General features: G+C 68.9%; 16 protein-coding genes. 4 read left to right on the forward strand and 12 right to left on the reverse strand.

Annotated elements, in window-relative coordinates; translation table 11 throughout:
• Positions 1-2 precede the first annotated feature (2 nt).
• The 4 genes from QNJ30_08705 to QNJ30_08720 form a co-directional block, all read right to left on the reverse strand.
• Entirely contained in the window at positions 3-1,142 is a 1,140-nt protein-coding gene (locus QNJ30_08705) for a thiolase family protein (protein ID MDJ0943531.1), read from the reverse strand.
• Between the two features lie 45 nt (positions 1,143-1,187).
• Positions 1,188-2,888: a long-chain fatty acid--CoA ligase gene (locus tag QNJ30_08710; protein ID MDJ0943532.1), complete on the reverse strand. Its 1,701-nt coding sequence runs from the start codon at positions 2,886-2,888 to the stop codon at positions 1,188-1,190.
• 229 nt (positions 2,889-3,117) lie between these two features.
• On the reverse strand, positions 3,118-4,152 hold the full coding sequence (locus QNJ30_08715; protein ID MDJ0943533.1) for a class I SAM-dependent methyltransferase: 1,035 nt from the start codon (positions 4,150-4,152) through the stop codon (positions 3,118-3,120).
• Positions 4,152-4,934 (reverse strand): SDR family NAD(P)-dependent oxidoreductase, encoded by a 783-nt coding sequence (locus QNJ30_08720; GenBank protein ID MDJ0943534.1) that lies wholly within the window; start codon positions 4,932-4,934, stop codon positions 4,152-4,154. Before QNJ30_08720 ends, QNJ30_08715 begins: the two co-directional genes overlap by 1 nt.
• A 118-nt stretch (positions 4,935-5,052) precedes the next feature.
• Here QNJ30_08720 and QNJ30_08725 point away from each other — a divergent pair, with 118 nt between their 5' ends.
• Positions 5,053-6,249 carry a phosphoglycerate kinase gene (locus tag QNJ30_08725; protein ID MDJ0943535.1) on the forward strand — a complete coding sequence of 399 codons (1,197 nt, stop codon included), beginning with the start codon at positions 5,053-5,055 and terminating at the stop codon, positions 6,247-6,249.
• Positions 6,250-6,328: 79 nt separating this feature from the next.
• Positions 6,329-6,772 carry a cell envelope integrity protein TolA gene (locus QNJ30_08730; protein ID MDJ0943536.1) on the forward strand — a complete coding sequence of 148 codons (444 nt, stop codon included), beginning with the start codon at positions 6,329-6,331 and terminating at the stop codon, positions 6,770-6,772.
• Between the two features lie 92 nt (positions 6,773-6,864).
• On the opposite strand, the gene QNJ30_08735 is transcribed toward QNJ30_08730, so the two are convergent.
• From QNJ30_08735 to QNJ30_08765, 7 genes are all read right to left on the reverse strand, one after another.
• Positions 6,865-8,523 (reverse strand): acetolactate synthase large subunit, encoded by a 1,659-nt coding sequence (locus tag QNJ30_08735; GenBank protein MDJ0943537.1) that lies wholly within the window; start codon positions 8,521-8,523, stop codon positions 6,865-6,867.
• Positions 8,524-8,565: 42 nt separating this feature from the next.
• Entirely contained in the window at positions 8,566-9,963 is a 1,398-nt protein-coding gene (locus tag QNJ30_08740; GenBank protein MDJ0943538.1) for an aldehyde dehydrogenase family protein, read from the reverse strand.
• Positions 9,964-9,967: 4 nt separating this feature from the next.
• Positions 9,968-10,384: a hypothetical protein gene (locus QNJ30_08745; GenBank protein ID MDJ0943539.1), complete on the reverse strand. Its 417-nt coding sequence runs from the start codon at positions 10,382-10,384 to the stop codon at positions 9,968-9,970.
• A gap of 345 nt (positions 10,385-10,729) precedes the next feature.
• On the reverse strand, positions 10,730-11,068 hold the full coding sequence (locus tag QNJ30_08750) for an AzlD domain-containing protein (protein MDJ0943540.1): 339 nt from the start codon (positions 11,066-11,068) through the stop codon (positions 10,730-10,732).
• Entirely contained in the window at positions 11,061-11,786 is a 726-nt protein-coding gene (locus QNJ30_08755; protein MDJ0943541.1) for an AzlC family ABC transporter permease, read from the reverse strand. Before QNJ30_08755 ends, QNJ30_08750 begins: the two co-directional genes overlap by 8 nt.
• Before the next feature lie 62 nt (positions 11,787-11,848).
• A complete protein-coding gene (locus QNJ30_08760; protein ID MDJ0943542.1) occupies positions 11,849-13,378 on the reverse strand; it encodes an ATP-binding protein in 1,530 nt (509 codons plus the stop codon).
• A gap of 11 nt (positions 13,379-13,389) precedes the next feature.
• Positions 13,390-14,514, reverse strand: a complete 1,125-nt coding sequence (locus tag QNJ30_08765) for a DUF2336 domain-containing protein (protein MDJ0943543.1) — start codon at positions 14,512-14,514, stop codon at positions 13,390-13,392.
• A gap of 549 nt (positions 14,515-15,063) precedes the next feature.
• Between QNJ30_08765 and QNJ30_08770 the strand changes: the two genes are divergently transcribed.
• Complete coding sequence (locus tag QNJ30_08770; protein MDJ0943544.1) at positions 15,064-15,633, forward strand: NUDIX hydrolase; 570 nt, start codon at positions 15,064-15,066, stop codon at positions 15,631-15,633.
• Positions 15,634-15,643: 10 nt separating this feature from the next.
• Here the strand turns inward: QNJ30_08770 and QNJ30_08775 are convergent, their stop codons facing one another.
• Complete coding sequence (locus tag QNJ30_08775) at positions 15,644-15,889, reverse strand: hypothetical protein (protein MDJ0943545.1); 246 nt, start codon at positions 15,887-15,889, stop codon at positions 15,644-15,646.
• Positions 15,890-16,092: 203 nt separating this feature from the next.
• Here QNJ30_08775 and QNJ30_08780 point away from each other — a divergent pair, with 203 nt between their 5' ends.
• On the forward strand, positions 16,093-16,497 hold the full coding sequence (locus QNJ30_08780) for a hypothetical protein (protein MDJ0943546.1): 405 nt from the start codon (positions 16,093-16,095) through the stop codon (positions 16,495-16,497).
• Positions 16,498-16,500: the final 3 nt, after the last annotated feature.

Raw genomic sequence — 16,500 nt, forward strand, 5'->3', positions numbered from 1 at the left:
GCTCAGGCCGCCTCCAGGATGGTCGCGATGCCCTGGCCGCCGCCGATGCACTGGCTGGACAGCGCCAAGCCCTTACCGTCGCGGTGCATGATCTGGGCCGCCTTGCCGGTGATCCGCGCCCCGGTCGCGCCCAGGGGATGGCCCAGGGCCAAGGCGCCGCCGTCGATGTTGATCTTCTCCATCTCGAGCCCGAGCTCGTCGATGCAGGCCAGGGCCTGCGAGGCGAAGGCCTCGTTGAGCTCGACCACGTCGATGTCCTTGGCGGTGACGCCGGCGCGCTCCATGGCCTTGCCGCTGGCGACCACCGGGCCCATGCCCATGATCTCCGGGGCGCAGCCGCCGACCGCGATGGCCTTGATCCGGGCCAGCGGGGTCAGGCCGTGGGCCTTGGCGAAGTCCTCGGAGGTGACCAGGGTCGCCGCCGCGCCGTCGGTCAGCGGCGAGGAGGTCGCCGCGGTCACGCTGCCCGTGTCCTTGAAGGCGGGCTTGAGGCCGGCCAGAGACTCGGCGTTGGTGTCCGGCCGGATGCAGCCGTCGACCTCGACCTTGTGGTTGCCCTGGGTGATCGCCACCAGCTCGCCCTCGAAGCGGCCCTCGGCTTGGGCCTTGGCTGCCTTCTGGTGGCTGATGACGGCCAGCTCCTCCTGGCGCTCGCGCGGGATCTTGTACTTCTCGGCGACGTTCTCCGCGGTCTCGCCCATGGACATGTAGGCCTGGGGATAGCGCTCGGCCATGACCGGGTGCAGCAGCGGGTTGAAGCCGGGGATCGGCACCCGGGTCATGGACTCGACCCCGGCGCAGATAAAGGCTTCGCCGGCGCCCATCTGGATGGCGCCGGCGGCGATGTGCACCGACTGCATGGAGGAGCCGCAGAAGCGGTTCACGGTCATGCCGGCGACCGAGATCGGCAGCTCCGCCAGAAAGCCGACCAGGCGGCCCATGTTCAGTCCCTGCTCGCCCTCGGGCAGGGCGCAGCCGAGGATCAGGTCCTCGATCTCGTTGGGATCGACGCCGGTCTTCTCGATCAGGCCGCGCACGGTCTGGGCGGCCAGCTCGTCGGGCCGCACCCGGGTCAGCTCGCCCTTGTTGGCGAAGTGGAAAGGCGACCGGGCGAAGCCGGCGATGACGACGTTCTTCTCCATGGGGTTCCTTGCTCCCGTCTCGGACCTCTGCAGGCCGGACCCGCCCTACTTGCCGTCGGGCGGTCCGACGTATTCGGCGACCAGGACCTTCTTCTCTATCTTGCCCACCGGGGTCTTCGGCAGGCTGTCCCGGAACTTGTAGATCTTCGGCATCTCCATCGGCGCCAGGCGGTCCTTGAGGAAGGCCGTCAGCTCCTCCTCGGTCGCGCGCTGGCCCGGGGCGAAGGCGACCACCGCCATGACCGTCTCGCCCCGGTACTCGTCGGGCGCGCCGATGACCGCGCATTCCACGACGGCGGGGTGCTCGTAGAGCGCCTCCTCCACCGTGCGCGGATAGATCTTGTAGCCGCTGGCGATGATCATCTCCTTGATCCGGTCGACAATGAAGAGATAGCCATCCTCGTCCAGATATCCAACGTCTCCGGTGTGCAAACGGCCGCTACGCAGGGTCTTGGCCGAGACCTCGGGCTTCTGCCAGTAGCCGGCCATGACCTGGGGTCCGGTGCCGGTGATCTCGCCGCGCTCGCCGATCCCCAGGACCTTGTCCGGGTCGTCCAGGGCGACGATCTCGACCGTCGTGTCCGGCATCGGCTGACCGACCGAGCCGGCCTTGTTCTCGCCTTCCAGCGGGTTGCAGCTCAGGACCGGCGAGGCCTCGGAGAGTCCGTAGCCCTCGACCAGGCGGCAGCCGGTCAGGGCCTCGAAGCGGTTCTTGACGTCCATCGGCAGCGGCGCGCCGCCGGATATGCAGGACTTGATCGAGGTCAGATCGTAGTCGGCGATCTTCGGATGGTTGGCGATCGCGGCGTAGAGCGTCGGCACGGCGTGGAAGACGCTGGGCTTCTTCTGGTTGATGACCTTCAGCAGCTGGTCCAGGTCGAAGCGCGGCAGCAGGATCAACGAGCCGCCGTTCATCAAGGCCCAGTGCATGATCGCGGTCATGGCGAAGACGTGGAACAGCGGCAGGACGCAAAGCAGCTTTTCCTTGCCGATCTCCCGCGACGGGAACCAGTCGCTCAGCTGGCGGGCGTTGATGTAGACGTTGCCGTGGGTCAGCATCGCGCCCTTGGACAGGCCCGTGGTGCCGCCGGTGTACTGCAGCACCGCCAGGTCCTTGACCGGGTGGACCGGCTGCGGCTGGAAGGCGCCGTCGTTGGCGGTCAGCTTGGAAAAGCGCAGGTGCTGGACGTCGTCTGGGATGCTGGCCAGCTGCGAGAAGCGCAGCAGCGGGAACAGCAGATTCTTCGGAAAGGGCAGGATCTCGGACATCTTGCAGACCACCACCCGCCGCAGAGGGGTCGTGGCAAGCAGCTGCGCAACCTTGTCGTAGAGCGCGCCGACGTCGAGGGTAAAGAGGATCTCGACCCCGGAGTCCTCGACCAGGTGCTGCAGCTCCTTCTCGGCGTAGAGCGGGTTCAGGTTCACCACGATCGCGCCGGCCTTGAGGATCCCGAAGTAGGCGGCGACGTAGTAGGGCGTGTTGGGCAGCAGCAGCCCGACCCGGTCGCCCGGTTTGACGCCGGCCTCCTGCAGCCCCTTGGCGACCCGGTTGGCGAGGTCCAGAACCTCGGCGTAGCTGTAGTGCTTGTCGAGGAAGTCCAGGCAGAGCCGCGCGCCCATCTTCGCGGCCGCGTCGTCCAGGATCGTATGGAGGGGTTGGGCGACGTAGCCGGCGTCCCAGCGCACGCCCGGCGCGTAGTTGCGCAGCCACGGCTGCGCGCCCTGAGGGCTAGTCCCTTCCGCCATCTTTATCGCTCCCGGCCCTGCCAGACGCAGGGCATTGAACCGCCGGTTGTCGTTGCAACCGATGGTAATCCTGACCGCGAGATCTGGACCAGACCTCTTCGACGCCAGCTTGCGCCGAAAGGCTTGACCTTTGGTGTCCGCGCGGCCTCCCTGCCGAGAGCCCTGACCGTGCCCGGACCATTTATTGGTCCGGTGTCAGCGCGTCAAGCGCGGTGATAGAACCCGGACTCTAATTCGGCTTGCGCAGCGCCATGACGCGCGAGAAATAGGCCAGGCTGACGTCTTCGGTCCGCAGCCCGGCGTCCGCGAAAAGCGCCTCCAGGTCGCTTTTCGCGTAATCCGCGTAGTACGGCTCATGAAAAGCAACCGGGAAGTACTCGATCAGGCCGTCGTACTCCGGCACGTCGCCGAGCTGCAGGGAGTCGACCAGGAGGAAGAGGCCGCCGGGCTTCAGCAGGCGGGCCGCCTCGGCGGCGACCGCGCGGCGCACCTTGGCCGGCAGCTCGTGGAACAGGAAGACCGCGGTGACCACGTCGAAGTCGCCGTCGGGCAGCCCGGTCTCCTCGGCCGGGGCCTGGACGAAGGCGATGTCGCGCCAGGGCCGCAACAGCGCCTGGGCCCGCTCCAGGTAGTAGGGGCTGAGGTCGAGCGCGGTGACCCCCAGGCGTGGGTAGTTGTCCTTGACGAAGGACAGGAGACGCCCGGTGCCGCAGCCCAGGTCGAGCAGCCGGGTCTCGCGCACCCGCCGGTCCTTAAGGAAGTGGTAGAGCGGCACCAGGGCCTGGCGGCGCATGGCGTCGGCGCCGCCGCCGAAGAGCACCTCGACCTGATGGTCGTAGAGCTCGGCCGACTCCCGGCTGAGGTAGCCGTCGGTCTGGTAGTGGAAGTTCTGCAGGAAGTAGCGCGGATAGCGTCCCCTGTGCGGCGCCTCGAAGACCTCGCTGTTGCTGCGGGCGTGGCGGCGGGCCTCGACCTTGGCCAGGTCCGAGAAGTAGGCGCCCGCCCGGGCTACGGCCTGCAGCGGCGAGGCCGCCAGGTCGTGCGGCAGGCGATAGTAGCCGGCCTCGATGTTGCGCCAGTCCTGGAGGAAAAGCTCGCGCAGGCCGTCCAGGACCCGGCGGCTGCCGGGCATCGGCTTGTCGATCGGCCGCGGCGCCTTGACCGGCTTGGTCATCCGGCCGGACAGCCAGTACTGGCCCCAGTAGACCCCGGCCCGGGCGGTCTGGCCCAGGGCGTAGGCGGTGCGCTCCAGGGGGCCGGTCATCAAGTCCCGCCCATGCCGGCCAGGGCCCGGCGGTAGAGGGCCGCCACGGTGCGCCGCGGCAGGAAGCGCGGCACCGAGGTCACCAGCCGGTTGCGGCCGCCGACGACGTGGACGCTGCGCTGGCCCAGGGCCGCCAGGGCCTCGCGCGCGACCCGCTCCGGGCTGTCCCAGCCGCCGCTGCGCCCGGCGTGGATCCCGGCCCGCTCGCCGAAGCGGGTCCGAGTGCCGCCGGGGCAAAGCGCCAGGACGTCGATCGGCTGCCCGGCCAGCTCGGCGGCCAGGGCTTCGGCGTAGTGCAGGTCGAAGGCCTTGGTTGCGGCGTAGGTCGCCATCATCGGCGCCGGCTGGAAGGCCATGATCGAGGCGACGACGATCAGCCCCGCGCGCCGCCGCTCGGCCCTGGCGCGCTCCAGCATGCCGGGCAGCAGGGCTCGGGTCAGGACCACCGGCGCGACCACATTGACCTCGGCCATCTCGCGCTCCCGCGCGGCCGGGATCTCCAGCACCTCGCCGACCTGTCCGATCCCCGCGTTGTTGACCAGAAGGTCAAGCGGCCGCGCCTCGGCCGCCGCGATCACCGCCTCGCGCCCGGCGTCCTCGGCCAGGTCCGCGACCAGGGTCTCGACTTGCCGTTCGCCGTTTCCCAGCTCGTCCTTCAGCGCCGTCAGGCGCGCGCCGTCGCGGCCGGTCAGCAGCAGCCCGGTGCGCGCGGGCAGCGCCTTCGCCAGGGCCTCGCCGATGCCGCTGGTGGCGCCTGTGATCAGCGCGAAGCGATACCTCATACCCGCAAAGCTGGAAAACTCCGCGCGGCCTGTCAATCGAACTCTCTGTGACGCTTGCCCCGCGCCCGGGTCTCGGGCATAGCTCGACCTCGGACAGCAAAGGCGGGAGGACGGCAGGATGGCCGGGTTTCGGACCCTCGACGACCTCGACCCGGCGGGCCGGCGGGTGCTGGTCCGGGTCGACTTCAACGTTCCCATGAAGGACGGCCGGGTCACCGACGCGACCCGGATCGAGCGCGCCCTGCCGACCATCCGGACACTGAGCGAAGGCGGCGCCAAGGTGATCCTGCTGTCCCACTTCGGCCGCCCAAAGGGCGAACGCCGGCCGGAACTCTCCCTCGCGCCGGTGGCCGCGGCGCTCGAGGCCGCCCTGGGCGCGCCCGTGGCCTTCGCGTCGGACTGCATCGGCGCGCCGGCCGAGGCCACCGTGGCGGATCTGCCCGAGGGCGGGGTCCTGCTGCTCGAGAACCTACGCTTCCACCCCGGCGAGGAGGCCAACGACCCGGCCTTCGCCGGGGCCCTGGCCGCCCTGGGCGATCTCTACGTCGACGATGCCTTCTCGGCGGCCCACCGCGCCCACGCCTCGGTCGAGGCCCTGGCCCGCCGCCTGCCCGCCGCTGCCGGGCGCCTGATGCAGGCCGAGCTGGAGCACTTGGCCCGGGCCCTGGAGAAGCCGGAGCGGCCCCTGGCCGCCCTGGTCGGCGGCGCCAAGATCTCGACCAAGCTGCAGCTCCTGGGCAACCTGGTCGCGCGGGCCGACCTGCTGATCATCGGCGGTGGCATGGCCAACACCTTCCTGGCCGCGGCCGGGGTCGAGGTCGGCCGGTCGCTCTGCGAGCACGACATGGCCGACACGGCGCGGGAGATCATGGCCAAGGCCAAGGCGCAGGGCTGCGACATCGTCCTGCCGACCGACGCCCTGGTCGCGGCGGCGCTCGAGACAGGCGTCGCGAGCGAGACCGTCTCGGTCAAGGCGGTCCCGGCCGAGCAGATGATCCTCGACGTCGGCCCGGCGACCGCCGCGCATCTGGCGCGGCGGCTGGAGGACTGCCGCAGCCTGGTCTGGAACGGCCCCCTGGGCTGCTTCGAGGTGCCGCCCTTCGATCAAGGGACCAACGCGGTCGCCCAGGCCGCCGCCCGCCTGACCCGCGACGGCCGCCTGCTCTCGGTCGCCGGCGGCGGCGACACCGTCGCGGCCCTGGCCCACGCCGGTGTGCTCGAGGACTTTACCTACGTCTCCACCGCCGGCGGCGCCTTCCTGGAATGGCTGGAAGGCCGTACTCTGCCGGGGGTGGCTGCGCTGGAGGCGGGGTAGCGAAGCGCAGCGAGCCTGGAGCTCCTGCAACTGCAGGATGCGGTCTGTCCGGCTTTCGGCTAGAGATGAGACATGAGACATGAGCAGTGCTTTGATCCGCGGAACAGCTTTTCTTTTTGTCGCCGCCCTGATTCTCGCCGCCTGCACGGCGAGACCAAAGCCGGAAGCGCCCGAGACTCCGAGCCCCGTGGATGTCACGGGTCCAAATCAGCTGACTGCCGAGGAGATGGACGCTGTCCGCACCCAAGTCCGGCGCTGCTGGAGTCCGCCGGTCGGCGTCCCGGACCGGGATCAAGTCATCGTCACGCTGCGCCTCGCTCTCAATTTCGACGGATCGCTGCGGCAGATGGAGGTGACCGAAAAAGAGAAGCTGAACCGCGAGCGCTTCTACGAAGTCTCCGCCCAAGCCGCAATGCGTGCCGTTCGCCGCTGTAGCCCGCTCACACTGCCGCCGGACAAGTACGAGAGCTGGAAGACTCTCTACCTGACTTTCAATCCATCGTTTCTCTTGGATCGACGCTAGAGCTACTCCCTACACCCGGCCGAAGCGGTTGTTGCACGCTTGGAAAATAAAGAGCAGGGCCTGCCAGGTGAGGCCCTCGACACTCTCGCCCCCTAAAGGTGCAGCTCGACCTCGCCCAGGCGCTTGGTCAGCTTGCGGTTCTCGGCGTAGTCGACCTCGACGGCGATCAGGCAGGGGCCGTCCTGGGCCAGGGCCTCGTCGAGCGTCGGGCGGAAGTCGGCGGCGGCTTCGACCTTGCGGCCCCAGATGCCGAAGGATTTCGCCAGCAGCTCCATGTCCGGGTTGGTGAAGGCCAGGTCGGAATGACGGCCGTCGAAGTGGTTCTGCTGCTTCCACTTGATCAGGCCGTACTCGCCGTCCAGCCAGACCACGACCACCAGGGGAATCTTCAGGCGCGCCGCGGTCTCCAGGTCGTGGACGTTCATCAGGAAGCCGGCGTCGCCGCAGACCGCCACCACCTTCGACTCCGGAGCGGCGAACTTGGCGCCGATGGCGCCGGGCAGCGCGAAGCCCATGGAGCAGAAGCCGTTGGAGATCAGGCAGGTGTTCTGCTCCAGGCACTGGTAGTAGCGCGCGACCCACATCTTGTGGGCGCCGACGTCGGAGAGGAGGATGTCCTGGGGGCGCAGGGCGGCGCGGATGTCGTTCAGGATGCGCTGCGGCTTCATCGGGAAGGCGGTGTCCTCCCGCTCCGCGGTCAGGTCCGCCCAGATGGTGTCGCGCAGCTCCCGGCAGCGCCCGATGTCGTGCAGCGGCAGGTCCTCGCCCCGCACCTCGTTGATGCGCTCGTTGATCTGCCACAGGGCGTCGGCGACGTCGGCGCAGATGTCGACGCTGACCGGATAGGCCTCGTCGATCTCGGCCGGCTCGAAGTCGATGTGCACGATCCGCTTGTCGCGCTCCGGGTTCCAGAAGCCGGGCGCGTACTCCACAAGGTCGTAGCCGACCGAGACGATCAGGTCGGCCTTCTTGAAGGCGCGCAGGATGTGGTCCTTGCCCTGCAGCCCGATGGTGAAGAGGCAGTGCGGGTCGTCCATCGGCACTGCGCCCTTGCCCATGAAGGTGTTGACGACCGGGATGCCGGTCTTGCGCGCCAGGCGGCGCAGCTGCTTGGCGGCGCGGTTCCGGACGGTGCCGTTGCCGGCCAGGATAAGCGGGTCCTTGGCCGCCAGGATCAGGTCGACCGCCTGGTGCACGGCCTTCCAGTCGGCGGCCGGCCGGCGCGTGCGGCTGGGCACCATGGGCTGCAGGTCGACCTCCGCCTCGGCGACGTCCTCGGGCAGCTCGATCACGGTGGCGCCCGGCTTCTCCATCTGGGCGACCTTGAAGGCCTTGCGCACGACCTCGGGAATGGTCGCCGGGTTGAGGATCGAGCGCGCCCACTTGGAGATCGGCTCGAACATGGCGATGGAGTCCATGTTCTGGTGGCTTTCCTTGTGCAGCCGCGCGGTCGAGCCCTGGCCGATGATCGCAACCAGCGGCGCGCGGTCCATGTTGGCGTCGGCGACGCCGGTCACCAGGTTGGTCGCGCCCGGCCCGAGGGTCGCCAGGCAGACGCCGGGCTTCCCGGTCAGGCGGCCGTAGGCGTCGGCCATGAAGGCGGCGGCCTGCTCATGCCGGCAGAGCACGAAGTCGATCTTGGAGTCGAGCAGGGAGATCATGAGATCCGCGTTCTCCTCGCCGGGCACGCCGAAGATGCGCTCGACGCCTTCGGCTTCGAGGCAGCGGACAAAGAGGTCGGAGGCTTTCATGGCTGGGGGCTCCATCGTGGGTTCGGGGGGCCGGCCGGCGGCTCAGGCCAGGGGGCTGCGCAGCACCAGCATCTTTTCGATCTGCATGTCGCGCAGGGTGTGGGGGATGCCGCCGACGCCGAGGCCCGACTGTCCGAGGCCGGCGAAGGGCATCCAGTCGACCCGGAAGGCGGTGTGGTCGTTGACCATGATCGCGCTGGCCCGCAGCCGGTGGAAGCCGGCCAGGGCAGCGTCCAGGTCGCGGGTGAAGACCGCCGCCTGAAAGGCGAAGGGCAGCGCGTTGGCGCGCGCGACCGCGTCGTCGATCGTGTCGTAGGGATAGACGCAGACGACCGGGCCGAAGACCTCCTGGGTGGAGACCCGGCTGTCGGCCGGCGGATCGTAGAGCACGCTCGGCGCATAGAGGCGCTCCGACAGCCTGCGGCCGCCGGTCAGGGCCCGTTCGGCGCCGGCCTCCTCGACCCATTCCCCGACCCGTGTCACCTCGCCGGGCCGGATCAGGGGCCCGACCTCGGTCGACTCTTCGGTCGGGTCGCCGACCGCGAGCTTCATTGCGCCTTCGGCCAGGGCCTCTGCCAGATCGCGGGCGATGCGCCGCTCGGCGAAGACCCGCTGGACGGACACGCAGACCTGTCCGGCGTGATAGAAGCCGCCTTTCAGCAGGCTGGGCAGGATCTCGTCGATCTCGGCGTCGGCAGCGACGATGACCGGCGCCGCGCCGCCGTGCTCCAGGGCGCAGCGGGTGCCGGGCGCCAGCTTGGTACGGAGGTGCCAGCCGACCCGCGCGCTGCCGATGAAGCTGAAGAAGCCGACCCGCGGATCTGTGACCAGGGCCTCGGCCAGGCTCAGCTCGGCCGGGTGGACGACCCGGCACCACGCCGGCGGCAGGCCGGCCTCGACCAGGATCTCGACGACGCTGCGGCAGGACAGCGGCGTGTCCTCGGCCGGCTTGACGATCACCGGACAGCCGGCCGCGACCGCCGGCACGACCTGGTGGACGATCAGGTTGACCGGGTGGTTGAAGGCGCTGACCGCCACGACGGGGCCGATGGGCTCCTTCTGGGTGAAGGCGATGCGCCCGGCCGAGGCCCGGTTCAGGCCCATGGGCACGACCTCGCCGGCCTCGGTCCGCAGGCAGTCGAGGGCGGCCTTGAAGCCCTCGACCGCGCGTTCGACCTCGACCCGCGAGTCGGTCAGCGGCTTGCCGCCTTCCCGGGTGGCCTGCAGGGTCAGCGGCTCGACCCGCTGGTGCATCTGCTCGGCGGCGCGCTCGAGGATCTCGATCCGCCGCCACAGCGGCAGCCAGCCGTCGCGGTCGCGGAACAGGCGCTCGGCCGTCGCCAGGCTGGCCTCGATCGCGCCGGCGTCGTCTGTCGGCAGGCTCGCGATCTCGGCACCGTCGAAGGGCGCCGTGACTTTCAGGGGGGAGGTGCTGTTCATGGCGTCATCCTTCTCGGGCCCGGGCTGGCTCGACGGCGGCGTCGCTCTCCAAACTCGGGAAGGGGCAGTTGACGAAGGACACGCTGCCGGCCGGCCGCAGGTCCCGGGTCGAGCCGAAGGCGCGCGTCGTGTCCAAGTCCTTGGCCGCGCGGTAGATGTAGCAGCGCTGCTCGCGGTTGAAGGGCATCTCCTCGCGGTCCATCGCAAAGACGTACTGCCGGAAGAAGGTGCCTAGGTGCTCGACGTAGTAGCGGAAGCGGCCGATGAGCGGATAGTTGCGCCGGATCGCATGCCGGGTCGGCGAGACGTCCTGCATGAAGAGCACGACCACGACCAGAACCGGCAGGCCGACCGCGAAGATGAAGAGGCCCGGCGGAAGACTCAATAGGGTGATCACGAAGTCGGAAAGCTGCGCGATCATGATGTCTTGTCTCCCTCAACGTCGGCACTCTAGGTCGGCAGGACTCGGCGACCCTCTGCGCGTCGGGCCGAGAAGGCTGCCGGCGCCGACCCGCACCTATGGCTCGGCCGGATATCCCGCGAGCCCCCGATGTCTCCCGGCCGTCTGCAACCCCCGAGAGGCGCGGGCGAGTCCGAAATTGGATGCGCCGCCACCGTCGGAGGTTACGCGTCGGCGGTTTTTTCATTTCCGTCCATATTGGGGCGATCGAGGCGCTCGGCGCTCAAATTCTCGTGTGCTTTCGGTAATGCGCCTGCCGGTCGACGGGCCGTCGTTTCCTGCCGCGCGGCTATGGTGTCGTGCATCCTAACCGAAGCCAAGGGTCAGCAGGGTTAGGGCACCGACCCCGGCGGCGATGCCGAGCAGCAGGTTGTGGCGGGTCAGGAAGAAGATCGCCAAGGAGATCACCGCGGCGGCGACCCGGTGGCTGAGCGCGGTTTCGGCCAGTGGGCCCAGGGGCAGCACGATCATCCGCGCGATCAGGCCGGCCAGCAGGGCGTAGGCGACGCAGGCCACCCACTCGAAGGCCGGGCTGTCGGCTTCTATACGATCGGATAATAAGACGCCGAGCGCGCGCCAGGCATAGGTGACGGCGGCCCCGCCCAGGACGACCAGCAGCGGCCAGAGCGCGAGCGGCTCAGCCATGGTGGCTCCGCGGGCTTTCCTTGCGGCGGCGCCACCAGCGGTCGCCCAGGAAGGCCAGGCTCCCGGCGATCAGCCCGGTCAGCAGCAGCGACCAGTCGGTCGCCACCAGGTAGAGCGACGGCCCGGCCAGCGCGCCCAGCACCAGGGCCAGCACCCGGGCGCGGCGTCGGGCGTCGGCGGCGAAGACCAGCATGAAGTAGATCGGATTGAGGAAGACCAGACCCAGGGTGACCTCGGCCGGCACGGCCCCGGCCAGATAGTAGCCGCCGGCCGTGGTGAGAAGTGAGCTGCCCCAGATCACCACGACGAAGCCGAGGAAGTAGGGCAGCCGCGCCGGCGCTGGCAGCAGCGGCGCCTGGCGCATGGCTGCCGCCCAGCCGGTGACCGCGACGAAGTGGGCCGCCAGGTAGAGGGCGCCGCGGCCGCGGCAGGGCGCGCGCAGCAGCGGCATCAGGGAGACGGTCATCGGCAGCAGCCGGGCGTTGGTCAGCGCGACCGCGGCCAGGATTGCGGCCAGCGAGGCGCCGGCGGCGTAGAGCTCGACCATGGCGACCTGGCCGGGCAGGGCCCAGCCCAGTGCGGTCGAGAGCAGGCCGTGCCAGGGCGAGAGCCCGGCCTCGCGGACCAGAGCGCCGAAGCCCAGGAAGCTGGCGCCGAGCACGATGGCGGGTATGCCGAAGGCTTCGCGGGCGCCCTGCCGGGCCGCGGCCCGCCACACGGCCCGCTGCGCTGGGGACTCCTTATGGGGTGACGCGTCGTCCCCGGCCAAGTCGACCGGTCTCAGACGCCGGCCGGCTTGGTCTCGACGACCCGGCTGCGCGGCAGGTGGATCGTGACCTTGGTGCCCTTGCCGAGCTTGCTTTCCAGGGACAGGTTGCCGTCGTGCAGCTCGGTCAGGGCCTTGGCGATGGGCAGACCGAGGCCGGTGCCCTCGAACTTGCGCGCCAGGCGGTTGTCGACCTGGCGGAAGGGCGTGAGCGCGATCTCGCGGTCCTCCGAGGCGATGCCGATCCCGGTGTCGCGCACGCTGAAGACCATGCCGCCGTCCTCGCTGCGGCCCGCCCTGACTTCGATGCGGCCCTCCTCCGGGGTGAACTTGATCGCGTTGGTCAGTAGGTTGAGCAGGATCTGCTTCAGCTTGACCGCGTCGGCACGCAGCAGCGGCAAGCCGGGGTCGACCGCGATCTCCAGGTCGTGCCCGCTGGCATGCAGCCGGTCCTCGACCACGCGTAGGGCGGCGTGCAGCAGGTCCTCCGGCACGATGCGGCTCTCGTTGAGCACAACGTTGCCGGATTCCAGCCGGGTCACGTCGAGGATGTCGTTGATCAGGGCGAGCAGGTGGCGGCCGCTGTCCAGGATGTCGTCGACGTAGTTCTTGTAGCGGTCGATGCCGATCGGGCCGAAGACCTCCGACTTGATCAGCTCGGAGAAGCCGATCACGGCGTTCAGGGGCGTGCGCAGCTCGTGGCTGATGTTGGCCAGGAATTCGCTCTTGGCGCGGTTTGCCGCCTCGGCGGCATCGACCGCCCGGTGCAGCGCGATCTCGCGCGCGCGCAGCTCGGTGATGTCCTCGGCGGTGCCGCGATAGCCCTGGAACTCGCCGGTGTTCTGGCAGTAGATCGGCAGCCCGTTGAGCCGGAACAGGCGCAGGCCGCCGCTCTTGTGCGCCATCTCCATCTCCAGGCCGCGGAAAGGCGTCCGGGTCTTCCGGTCGAGCCGCTTCCGGCCGGGCTCCTTCGGCTGGCGCGCGATCCGGTCGAGCCGCCGGCCGATCATCTGCCGGGGATGGTGGCCGAGGATGTCGGTCACCCGCGCCGAGACGTAGACCAGCTTGAGGTCGCGGTCGGTCTCCCAGACCCAGTCTGAGACCAGGCGGGTCAGGTCCGAGAAGCGTTCCTCGGCCAGGGCCCGGGCGCGCTCGGCCTCGGCGACCGCGCTGGCCGGCAGGTAGCGGCCGAGGACCGCCGCGACCTTGCCGCGGTTGTCGCGCAGCAGGCTGTACTCGACCTGGTAGGCTTCCTCGCGATCGTCGATGCTCAGGTTGATCTCGCGCAACAGCGGCGTCTCCAGCGACTGGAGGGTCGCCACGATCTCGGGGGTCGGCGCGCTTTCCCTGATCTCCTCAAGCGCCGGCTGGATGCGCCGGTAGGCGGCGTTGGCATAGGTCACCACGCCATCGGGGTCGGTGACGCAGTAGGGCGGTCCATTGTCCAGCAGCTCCTGCTGCAGCCGCGACAGTATCTCGCCGGGCAAGCCCGAGGCGGCGGCGGCTTCGATCACCCGCGTCCCCCTGGCACGCTTGAGGCGCATTGCCTGCCCCCTCAGACCTGGTCGATCGCGTCCTGGTAGGCCCAGTCGCGTTGCCACAAGCGCACTACGCGCTGTGCAGCATCCGGATCGATGCGGTCGAACAAAGCCATCACCTGAGCCACCTCTTGCGGATCGGATACCTTTTCGCTCGGCCGGCCTTTCCGGCTCAAGAGAAAAAGCGATGCGAAGACCGGTTTTTCGATACCTGTTGCCCGGCAGACGATCGCCAGGCTTCGGCCTCCCGGTTCGTATACTACCCTTTGGAGGCGCGGCCGCTCCAGCCCCGTCATTCGGCCCAGCACCGCCTCGAAAAGCGAGACCTCGCCGTCCCGCAGCATGTGGATCAGGCTTTGGGGCGTGATCTGCGTTTCCGCGTCCAGCTGCGCGGCCAGGGCTTCGGCGGCGCCGCGCCTTTGCCCGCCGGGCGCATCTGACGGGACCGCATCCGGGCCCAGATGCCGCATCACCGCCAGCAGGAGGTCGTCCAGCATCACGGGATCGACCTCGAAGCGCTCCAGCAGATGGGATCTCAGCGCGGCGGCGACCCAAAGGTTGAGGCGCCTGGCCAACTCCGGGTTCAGGCTCTCGCGCTTGACCAGGGGTTCCTGATAGCTGTCGACGCGGCGAGATTCCTCGACCAGGTAGTCCATCGTCGCCTCGGAGACCTTCGGGTTCGGGTCCTCGAGCAAGGCCTTGATCACGTCGGTGCCGTTGGCTTCGAGCAGGCCGTCGGCGACCTCGGCGGAGGCCATGCGGCGCATCGCGACGGCCAGCTGGTGCTGCAGCGTTCGGTGAACAACGATCTCGATCAGCTCGGGATCCTTCAGCACCTCGGTCTTCATCAGGGCCGGCCGGACCAGCTCGGTCTCTTCGTTGGCCAGGTGGAGCAGAAGCTCCTGCGGCGCGTCGGACCGCTCGGCCAGCTGCGCCGCCAGATCGCGGCGCACGGCCGTCTCGACCTCGCGCAGCAGCTTGCCGAGAATGTCCGACATCAGGGCGCGCTCGCGTTCGGTCAGAACCTCCGGCCGTTCGCCGAAGAGGTCGGCGACCGTCGAGAGTAGAGCGCGCCGGCTGGCCGAGGAGATCTCCTGGGCCAGCCTCAACAGCTCCTTTTGATCCGACTCCGGATCGACCATCGGGCGACGTTCCTGCACTGCGCACCCGACGGGAAGCCTATGTCGTGCGTGGCCCCGCCTTCATCTGCCGCTCGGAGACGTGATGTTGCCGATCTCCGAAAGAAGGGGGGCCTGGCCCACCCGTGCCTCTTGGATGCAGAATAATTCCGCAAGTTTATGGTTAACGTTTCATAAACGACTTTGACAAAGTTATTCTTACCACTGGAACTAATCCATCGCACCCACAAATTGGATTTGCGAAGACAAGAATAGCCTTGCATTTCTGCTGGGATTCTTTGGCACCTATTCCTACGACCCACCGGCGCGGCTGCGCCAGGGTCCGGGGCGTTCTGGGAAGACACCACAACACGCCGGGAATGTGGCCGATTTGCGGATGCGTCTTGCACCAGGCCTTTGCGAACGTCTTTCCCGCCCGACCCCGAGTCTCCGAAGGACAGGTCTCCGGATGAGGTAAGGCAGACACAGGTTAGTACGGAAGGGTCGGGCTGCAAAGCGTGCCGGCCTGGCGGCGGCTTGCCGAGCGTCGCGACCTTGGTCCAGAGTAAGGCCATGACAGAGTCCAAAAGCCTGCCGGAGCCCGGTGAGCGGGGCGGCGCCGGCTTCGAACGCCGGGTGCCGCCCGGCGACGACCACGAACGCCTGGTCTGCCGCGATTGCGGCTTCATCGCCTACGAGAATCCCAAGGTCGTGGTCGGCGCGGTGATCAGCCGCGGCGACCGGATCCTGCTGTGCCGGCGCGCGATCGAGCCGCGCAAGGGCCTCTGGACCCTCCCGGCGGGTTACCTCGAGCTCGGCGAATCGGCGGACGAGGGGGCCCGGCGCGAGGCCTGGGAGGAAGCCCGCGCCGAGATCGAGATCGATCAGCTGCTCGCCGTCTACGCGATCCGTCGGATCAGCCAGATCCAGCTGATCTACCGGGCCCGTCTGGTCTCGGACGCGATCGCCGCCGGTCCGGAATCCGAGGAGGTCGGTCTCTTCGACTGGGAGGAGATCCCCTGGCAGGAGATTGCCTTTCCCAGCGTCCACTGGGCGCTTCGGGATCATCACCGCCTGCGCGACGCCACCGCCTTCCCGCCGCGGAGCAACCCCGCGGAGGCGGGCGGCGCCGATCTCCTGTGAGGCAGGCGGTTTAGTCCTCGGCGCGCACGACGTTGATCAGCACCCAGATCATGACCACGCCGATCACCATGAGGATCATCAGGTTGGCGCCGAAGTGTTCCTGCGCCTGGGCGTCGGCCATCATGTCGAGGGCCATGGTGAAGAAGACTCCGACGTTGAGGGCCAGCAGGGCGGTGATGAACCGCTCCCGGGCCAGCCGCCTGACAACGCGGCGGCCGAAGGACGTCTCGTCGGGTTGCACGCTGTCGTCGGCCACGGTCGCGGGTCTCCCGCCCCCTCGCGGGAGGCACTGTTTTGGCGACCGGGATCCTAGGCCCTCAAGCTTACCGAAAGCCTAAACGGGCTCGCCGCCCGGCGCCGCCCGGGCTTCGCCGTGGAAGGGTTTTGGTAATCTTGCCGGTGTATTCAGGATTCCCCTTCCCAGGCGACTTGGCCGAGGGAGCAAACGGTGGCGGAGCGATGAGCGAGAACGAACTGACCGTGATCGGCGATTGGCCGGAGCTCTCCGGGCAGGTACTGGACCAAGTTCTTTGCCAGGAGTTCTGGTGCGAAGGCAAGCTTGAGGAGCCGGCCTACGCGGTCGGCCTCGTGGTCGCCGGCGAGGCCTATCGCCTGAGGTTGAACGCCGGGACCATCTTCCTGCGCAAGGGCGAGCGCCTCGACGCGCTGCCCAACCAGCCCGACGGCATGATCCAGTACAAGGTCGTCGACCTCAGCGAGAACGAGGGCCTCGGCGGCGCGACCATCACCGGCTTCGAGAAGCGCGCCCTGCCCAGCGGCACCGAGGTTGCGATCACCTTCGACGACGGCCGACGGCTCGCCTTCGTCAACCAGGACGAAGTCACCTCCTACCAGCTCTCCTGAGGC

It is taken from the genome of Kiloniellales bacterium, from assembly GCA_030066685.1.
In the GTDB taxonomy this organism is placed as follows: Bacteria; Pseudomonadota; Alphaproteobacteria; order Kiloniellales; family JAKSBE01; genus JAKSBE01.